Annotated in this window: 7 protein-coding genes and 2 pseudogenes; 5 read left to right on the top strand and 4 right to left on the bottom strand. The window is 65.7% G+C overall.

Annotated elements, in window-relative coordinates; translation table 11 throughout:
- Window positions 1-29 precede the first annotated feature (29 nt).
- Both IE274_RS38960 and IE274_RS40620 read left to right on the top strand, forming a co-directional pair.
- Window positions 30-590 carry a transposase gene (locus tag IE274_RS38960; RefSeq protein ID WP_190120688.1) on the top strand — a complete coding sequence of 187 codons (561 nt, stop codon included), beginning with the start codon at window positions 30-32 and terminating at the stop codon, window positions 588-590.
- Between the two features lie 325 nt (window positions 591-915).
- Window positions 916-2307: an NsdA family TPR-like regulatory protein gene (locus IE274_RS40620; protein ID WP_504740290.1), complete on the top strand. Its 1392-nt coding sequence runs from the start codon at window positions 916-918 to the stop codon at window positions 2305-2307.
- Between the two features lie 175 nt (window positions 2308-2482).
- Here IE274_RS40620 and IE274_RS40540 read toward each other — a convergent pair whose 3' ends face one another.
- Both IE274_RS40540 and IE274_RS38945 read right to left on the bottom strand, forming a co-directional pair.
- Window positions 2483-2824, bottom strand: a complete 342-nt coding sequence (locus IE274_RS40540; RefSeq protein WP_190120686.1) for a transposase — start codon at window positions 2822-2824, stop codon at window positions 2483-2485.
- Window positions 2825-2854: 30 nt separating this feature from the next.
- Complete coding sequence (locus tag IE274_RS38945) at window positions 2855-3637, bottom strand: IS110 family transposase (protein WP_190120685.1); 783 nt, start codon at window positions 3635-3637, stop codon at window positions 2855-2857.
- Between the two features lie 191 nt (window positions 3638-3828).
- Here IE274_RS38945 and IE274_RS38940 point away from each other — a divergent pair, with 191 nt between their 5' ends.
- On the top strand, window positions 3829-4809 hold the full coding sequence (locus IE274_RS38940) for an NsdA family TPR-like regulatory protein (RefSeq protein WP_504740289.1): 981 nt from the start codon (window positions 3829-3831) through the stop codon (window positions 4807-4809).
- A gap of 86 nt (window positions 4810-4895) precedes the next feature.
- Here IE274_RS38940 and IE274_RS39970 read toward each other — a convergent pair.
- Window positions 4896-5214 (bottom strand): annotated as a pseudogene (locus IE274_RS39970) (integrase core domain-containing protein); the annotation flags it as partial.
- Window positions 5215-5219: 5 nt separating this feature from the next.
- Between IE274_RS39970 and IE274_RS40535 the strand changes: the two are divergent.
- Both IE274_RS40535 and IE274_RS38925 read left to right on the top strand, forming a co-directional pair.
- Window positions 5220-5732, top strand: coding sequence for a group II intron maturase-specific domain-containing protein (locus IE274_RS40535; RefSeq protein WP_372447301.1), 513 nt, complete (start codon window positions 5220-5222; stop codon window positions 5730-5732).
- Between the two features lie 420 nt (window positions 5733-6152).
- Window positions 6153-6953: a hypothetical protein gene (locus tag IE274_RS38925; protein ID WP_190120682.1), complete on the top strand. Its 801-nt coding sequence runs from the start codon at window positions 6153-6155 to the stop codon at window positions 6951-6953.
- A 145-nt stretch (window positions 6954-7098) separates the two neighbouring features.
- Here IE274_RS38925 and IE274_RS39965 read toward each other — a convergent pair.
- A pseudogene (locus tag IE274_RS39965) lies at window positions 7099-7783 on the bottom strand (winged helix-turn-helix domain-containing protein); the annotation flags it as partial.

Genomic DNA, 7783 nt, shown 5'->3' with positions numbered 1-7783 from the left:
GACGTCAATCGCCAAGGCCATCCTCACCCTTGAGCGGCAACGCTGAAGAAGCTCAATGCCGTCTGCCTCTTCAGCGAACTCCAAGGGCGTGGCTACCGCGGCGGCATCACCATCGTCCGGAGTACGTCCGACGACTCCGCGACGTCTTCCCCCACGACGATCCGCCTCGCAGGCACATCTCGGCCCGAGGCGTCACGGGCTGGATCACTCGTCACCCCGACGCCCTTACTGACGAGGAACCCCAGCAGCTCAAAGCCGTGCTGACCCGGTGCCCGGCACTGGACCGAACTGCCCAACATGTCCGTGCCTTCGCGGAGTTGAAGAACAACCGCGACAGTCGGCACCTGAACCGGTGGACCGTCAAGGTCCAGGAAGACGACCTGCCCGCGTTGCACGCCTTCGCGGGCGGACTGGGTCAGGACTTCGACGCCGTTACCGCGGGTCTCAGCCTGCGCTACAGCTCCGGTGCTGTCGAGGGCCGTAACAACAAGATGCTCAAGCGGCAGCTGTTCGGCCGGGCCAACTTCGACCTGCTCCGCAAGCGTGTCCTCCTCGAAGCGGCAGGCCGGTCATGCTCTCGGGTTCGGTGACCCTCCGTGGGCCAAGCACGGAAAGTGGGTCTGAGTCACTTTTCAGCCGTCGCTGTCAAAAAGTAGACAGCAAGAGTGCTGGTGGGGTCGCGAGTGGCCTGTCATTGCAGCATTACTAAGCCAAGGTGGCGCTGTTTGCTGTCACTTGCTGAGAGGTTTCGGGAGACATACCGCTACGGTTGCGCCGTGCCCTGCGGACTGTCTCGGTGGATAGCGCAGTGCGTTGCGTTGGCCAAGAATATGCCGTCTGCGCACCGGATGCCTTCTCGGAGCTGCCAGCGATGCCCACTCGTACGCCCGCTACGATCCACTATGGTTCAGCGAGATGGGGCGGGAGCTGCCGGAAGGACCACAAGTGCTGAGGAGCCGTCACCCGTTGGCCGTCATGCGGGCCTCGCTCGATCGCAAACAGGCCTCATATGCGGCGCTGATTGCTCAGGCGCACGCCGAACTGAACCTGGGGACGATGAGCGCACGCCCGGAGAAGATCAGTCTGTGGGAGTCCGGCAGAGTTGTCCCCGACCTCGGGGCGCAACTTGCCATTGCCCACATCCACGGTATCCCGCGCGAGTCAGTAGTGAGGTTCGGGTGGCCCGAATGGCTGCTTCACGCGACAGGGGACGCTCTTCTGCTGACCCGGCCGCACACAGCACAAGGGACCGTGGAAGCACTGGAAGAGGCCTCGTGGCCACCGCATTCCGCCCCGTGCCGTTCCCCCTCTGTGACAGGCCGAGGTATCGGCGTCCTCGCGGAGACGTGGACCCGCTTGCTGGCGGAGCCTGCTCCAGCGCCGAGCAGGCCAGGGCGTCTTCTCGATGAGGACCTACTGGCAGTGCTGGAGACCCGTGTTGACGCACTGACGGAGCTGCTGACCGTTCTCCACCCGCTCGAGGCATACTCGGCAGCTGAAGGGGAACTCCGGCTGATTACCGGCCTTTTGCGCACTATGGGGTACGGCCCGCCCATCGGGCTGCGGCTCCATCGCCTGGCGGCCCGGATCGCGGCCGTGTGCGCTGACTCGTCCTTTGGCCTGGGCGACAGCCGCCGGACCGAGCACTACGCTCTGGCGGCCATCCGCTCTGCATGGACCTCCCACGAACCCCTGCTGGCCGGCCACACCATGGCCAGCCTTGCGCGCTACCACCTCACGTTCGGCTCTCCACAGGACAGCCTGGAGCTCATCAGGGCCGCGCAGGCCGCAGTCCCCTCTCCTTCACCGCGGTTTTCTGCTCTCTGCCACGCAACACGCGCGATCGCGTACAGCCAGCTTCTCGCCTCGCGGCGCAGCCTCCGGTGCCTGGAAGAGTCCTCCTCTGCGCTTCCAGGCGAATCGGAAGAAGCACCGGTGCAGGAACCTTTCCTGATGCCGTTCAGTAAGACAACCTTGAAAGTTGTCAAGGGTATTGTCTGGTTCCACCTGGGCCGGGCCCGGCGTGCTCTCACCGAGTGTTTCGAGCCGCTCATGGAAGCATCATCTGAGCCTTGCATACGCCCCCCCATGACCAAGATGCCCGTACGTCTCCTGTATCTGCTCGATGCGCGGCTGGCATGCGGAGACATCGACCAGGCCGCACATGAAACCCTCACAGTGCTCGACTACATGGGCGACGTGCCCCCGGCTTTCCTGCCACAGATTCGGCAGAGATTTCTCCCGTACCGCGCCAGTCCTGCCGTGCGAGAACTTCACGCCCGCCTCGCTGAGCCTCGCAGTCTTTAGCCCAGAAAATGCTGGCACCCTGCTTGTGTCCGCGATCCGCAGTGGTCCGCGGTGCTGGATCTCTCATAGCGGCCTCGGGCGGCACGCAGCCACCGTGATCGGACGCCAGAGTGCGGCATCGGCGGAGAGGGCCCGCGCACTGACACTCCATGGGGCGGGGCGCCGATCAGCCTCTTCACCCGGGCAGGGCCGGCAGGCCAGCCAAGCGACGGAACACCGGCTGCCTCTCCCCGCAATCGTTGGCATGATGGCCCGCAGTAGCAGTGCGGGCAACTGGTGGAGGGCGGCAGCCGATGGCCCTGCAGGAAGCGGTCACACCAGCGTAGAACATGCGCAGAAGCCGACGGCTGCAGCGGCGTGGTCTGCGGAGGTTTCCGGGGACCTTGCCCGAGTCACGTGGGACGGGGGCGACGTCGGCAAGGCGGTTCGGGCTGCCGAAGGCAGCCATGTCGCCGCCGGTCGCGGCGATGAACTCTGCGCCGGGTGTGACGCCGATGCCCGGCATGCTGGTGATCACATCTGCGTCGGGATGTTCGTGAAACCGGCCCTAGCTCAGGGCTTCGAATTCTGCAGTCTCCTGGCCGAGGGCCATCACCTCCCTGGCCAGGATGTGGACCATCTTCGCCGCGGCCTTCTTCCCAGGGATGGCTGCGATCTGGGCCTCGCCCGCACTCACCGCTGCGCTCTGCGCGGTGGTGATGGTGCGCACCCCGTGGTTCTTCAGCCAGGTCGCCAGCCGGGCCCGGCCGACTCGCCGCAGAGCGGCCGGGGTCTGGTACTTCGTCAGCAGGATGAGCGCGGTCTTGGAGGTGCTGTAGTCAAAGGCCCGCTCCAGGGCGGGGAAGTACTCCAGCAGCTGCGCACGGAGCCAGTTGATCGCCCTCGTGCGGTCCGCCGACAGGTCCATGCGCCGGGCGGTCAGGATCTTCAGATCGACCGTGATCTCACTGGCCTCCTGCAGAGGCTGCAGGTCCCTGCGCATCTGGGCGGTGTCGGCGATGACCAAGGCGTCCTTCGCGTCGGCCTTCCCGCTGCCCCGACAGGCACCGGAGGCATGGTCGACGGTGCGGCCGGGGATGTAGAGCAGCCGCTGGCTGTGGCTGACCAGCACAGCGATCTGCAGCGCGGCACCACCGGCGTTCAGGTCCACCACCCACGTCACCGGATCGCCGTCGGCCAGCTCCCGTACGTCACTGAGCAGTTCCAGCAGCTCGGTCCCGCTGTTCGGCACCTGCCGGGTGAGACACACCGTGACGTCCTGGTCGAGCACCGTGCAGTGATGCTCGGCCCTGCCCACGGCTGTCCCTGCCCACAGTTCGGGCACGGTCACCTCCGAAGTTGTTCCAACACGTGTCCCAGCAGACGGCCTCGCCGACGTGTCCATACGAAGCGATGCAATTCGCGTATCCCAATGAGTGGCCGAGCCGTCGCGGGTCCCCGGGCCGCCAATCCCTCTGAGCCACAACAGCGGCACCACCATGCCAGCTACCCCCAGGAACCCTGGGGCCGCCGATCTTACGAATGATCAGTTCACCCCACGACAAGGAAGGCATGCAGACCATGCACGGGACACAACCTCAGCCGATATCACCAGGCCCCAGAGACCGCATCGGCACATCCACCCTCACAGCCATCGAAGCGCGCCTTGCCGCTTTGCTCCACCTCGACAGAGCCCTGGGATCGGGATGGGCCCGTGCATCGGCCGAGGGGGAGCTCGCCATCATGACTGCCCTGCAGGGCCAGGCCGTGCGTGACAAGACCATCGGCGCGAAACTCCACGAACTCATGGCGCTAGCCACCGGCATCGCTGGCTGGACCGCGTACGACGACGGCGACCACGCCACTGCCGCCTTGCACTACCGCAGCGCCATCAAGCTGGCGGATACAGGCAGGGCCGCCGAAGTCGGGGCGTACTTCGCCACACTGCTGGCATCCCAGCACTGCACTACCGGCCATCCCGCCGCTGCACTGGACTTGTTGGAATCTCGCGCGGCCGCGGCACGCCACGCTGCACCAAGCACACAAACGGCAGCGGCGCTCCACCTGGTCGCGGCACGCGCACATGCCGCACTGAATGACACCACCACATGCCTGCGCGAGCTCGGCGATGCGTGCAGCGCCTTGGAAACGAGCACGCAACCGATGGCTCGTTCCCTTGCCTCGTGGCTCACTACTTCTTCACTTGAAATCGAAACAGGAAGAATTCTGCTCGCACTCGACCGGCCGCGCCAAGCCTGCCGGCACATCGATACGTCCGACATCAGCGATGTCGGGCGCCATCTGGGTGCCCGGCAGGAATGCATCTACCGGACGTATGCAGCCCAAGCACACCTAAGAGTAGGAAACCTCGACGTTGCTATCGAGCACGCCCACCGCGCCCAGGACTGCCTGGACGCCGTGGTTTCATTCCGTGCAGCCGCAAGCATGGAAAGACTGCGCCGGAACATCTCCTCCTTTGCAGGTACACCGCAGTCGCGTGAGTTCCTCCGCCGACGAGCTTGAATCAAACGCCCTCGGCGATGGCGTGCATCCTTGCCTGAGGTGACCCCGGCGGTGTGGACGCAGGCGCTCATGCTGCGATTGCGTGTCTATCTGCTCGCAGGTGCTGCTGTTGGGTCTGCTGCAGGGTTGGGTGAGAGGTAGTTGAGGGCGCTGTGGCGTCTGCGGGCATTGCAGTAGGTGAGCCACTGGCTGGAAGATCTCCAGCCTCGCCTGACGCATCGTCGAGAAAAACCGCTGGTGCATCGTCTCCCTCTTGAGTCCCTGCCGGAAACTCTCGGCGAGGGCGTTGTCACAGCTCGAGCCGACCCGGCCCATGCCCCTGCGGATCCTGTACCCGTCGCAGACCTGGGCGAACGCGGCGGACGTGTACTGCGCGCCCCTGTCCGTGTGGAAGAGGCGCCGACCAGACAATGGGCAGAACTGGTCCGGGAATTGGCCGGACACGTGCTGGCGAGAGTTGGGGTGTGTCTGCATACCGGGAAGTCCGGCATTGTCTGCCTCACCCGGGGCTGACAGGGCTTCGATTGCCTCGGCTTCCACCACCGGAAAGTGGAATTGTGGAAATGGCGGGCAGGTTCTACTTGCAACGCTGGCCCTCGGCCAGAGCGATGCGGGTGCTGCGGGACAGAGTCCGTGCGGCAACCGTCATCTCGAAGGCCGAACGACCGGTGTCCGCCGTGGTTGCCGACCTCAACCCCGTACTCCGAGGCTGGGGCGCGTACGTCCGCAACGGGAACTCCAGACGGAAGTTCAAGGCAGTTGATGGTTACGTCCACGAGCGGCTGACGATTCTCGTCAGCCGAAAGCATGGCCTGCGAGGCCGGAACTGGGCCGCTCGATTTGCTTATGGGCGGATCACCCGGCCCGGGGTCTGCCGCCTTATCGGAACCGTACGCAGGGCGACGGCGCATGCCAGTCGGTGAACGATGCCGGCAAGCCGGGTGCGGGAGAACCGCATGCCCGGTTTGAAGTGGCGGGGACTGGAAACGAAGCGTCAGCCACCGTGCCAGTCCCCGACCCTACTCGGCATCCATGGCGGTCATCGGCTACGAAAATCTCGGAAGAGTCAAATTCATGCCCCCCGTTGGTGCCTGCGGGTGGTGTTTGTCACCTGAGTGAGTGAATGCGGGGTGTGGGGGTGCTGGGGTTGTGGGGGTTGTGGTTAGCGTCATGGGGGGGAAGGGTCCGCCTGCGTGGGCTGGGTCCCTGACTTCCTCTCTGATTCCTTCGGTGCGGTTTGTATTTCCGGCGTGTCTGTGTCGGTCCTTGTAGATCCTTGAGGGTGCGTCCTCATGGTTTTCGGTCGGGCTGGGTGGGTGCTGGGGACGGACTGCGGAGATGTGGTGATCTTGATGTTCCGGACCATTCCTGTGGGGATTGCCCTGGCCACGGTGGCTGTGGCAGGGGCTGTTCCCCCGGCCCTGGCGGCCGGGGGAGTGCACTGGTCTGCTGTTCCTGCCGCTTCGGTGCGGGCGGTGGAGGCTGTGGTGTGTACTGATGAGGCGGAGGACAAAGCCGACGCTGACACGGCCGGGCGTGATGCCGCGTTCAAGCCGTGCCACGCCTCCCGCGCCGCCAGCGCCGCCGCCCGCGCCGCCAGCGCCGCGGGCAAGATCTCCGAGTTCCAGGGTAAGTACGGCGCGGGCGGCGCCCTTGGCACTGGACAGCCGCTTAAGAATGCCGTCGCAGCTGCCGCTGCCGCTGACCGCGCTGCCGAAGCCTTGGAATCCGAGACTGCTGCAACGGAGGCCGCCACCGCCGCTGACCTCGCCCAGGAAAACGCTGACAGCTTCGCCGCGCTTACGGCCCTGGCCGCCGCCCGCGCCGCCACCGTCGCCAAGGATGCTAAGTTCCAAGCCGACCAAGCCGAAGCCGCCGGCGGCGCCGACACCGGCGACGCCGACGACGCCGACACCGGCGACGCCGCCAGTCTTCGTGAGAGGGCTAATGCCGCTGCCGCCTTGGCTGCTGAAACCGATAAAATCGCCAAGGCAGCTGCTGTCGCCGCCGCTCCGTCCGCTCCTGCCACGGACGCGGCCAAGGCTGTAGCGGATGCCAAGGGACTGGACGCGGCAAAGAACAAGGCAGCTGATGCCGCCGAACGAAGGGCAGTCGAGGCCCTCAATCCCTCTCAGACCAGCTGACGAGAGTTCTCGGGTAACTCTCGAGGAACATCACGAGATCCTGTTCAGCCGAAAGGCTGGGCAGGATCTCCGCGTTTGTGGGATGTGTTGTCGCCTGTGTTCCGCATAATTCGTTGCGGCTGGAGATCATTAATGGCGGGGGTTGCGGGGGTGTGAGGGCGAGTGCGGTCTGCGCGAGGTAGCTGTTGAGGAGGCCGGGCCGGTACTGGGTCTTCTTGAGGCGGGTTTTGATCAGGCCGGTCAGCTGGTCGATACCCCGTTTGGGCAGGTTCGCCAGGGATCGCTTCGGGTGGGACCACACCGCCTCGACGGGGGGTTGAGCTCGGGAGTGCAGGGCGGGAGTTGGCAGACGGTCAGCCAGGACCGGGCCGAGACGAGCCGCTTCATCGCGGTGCTGGCGCGGGTGTTCAAGTTGTCCCGGATCACGACGACGGGGCCGTCCAGTTGCTGGTGCGCGGCGTCCAGGAGGCGGGCGTAGTCGGTCTCGGTGAAGCCCTTGCGCCCCGGAGGGCGTCCCCTCGATGGCCTCAGCCCCTGGCCGGCCTCTTCTTCGAAGCAGACCCAGGCGCCCGGGTCTGCCGCCGTCCCTTTCATGGCGGGCCACCGCTCGTCCTTCCACTTGGCGATCTTCGCCTCGTCCCGCTCGGCGGCCCGGCGGGCGGGCACCTGCACGCTCCAGCCGATCCGGTGCAGCAGCAGATCCACACCGGGCAGCGTGCAGTGCACCCCGAACCGGCGGCGGATCACCTCCGCGACCAGGGCCAGCATCCAGCACTGAGCTTCTTCAGCGTTGCCGCTCAAGGGTGAGGATGGCCTTGGCGATTGACGTC

This window comes from Streptomyces flavofungini, from assembly GCF_014650815.1.
GTDB lineage: Bacteria > Actinomycetota > Actinomycetes > Streptomycetales > Streptomycetaceae > Streptomyces > Streptomyces flavofungini.
This window is presented reverse-complemented; position numbering and strand designations above follow the sequence as displayed.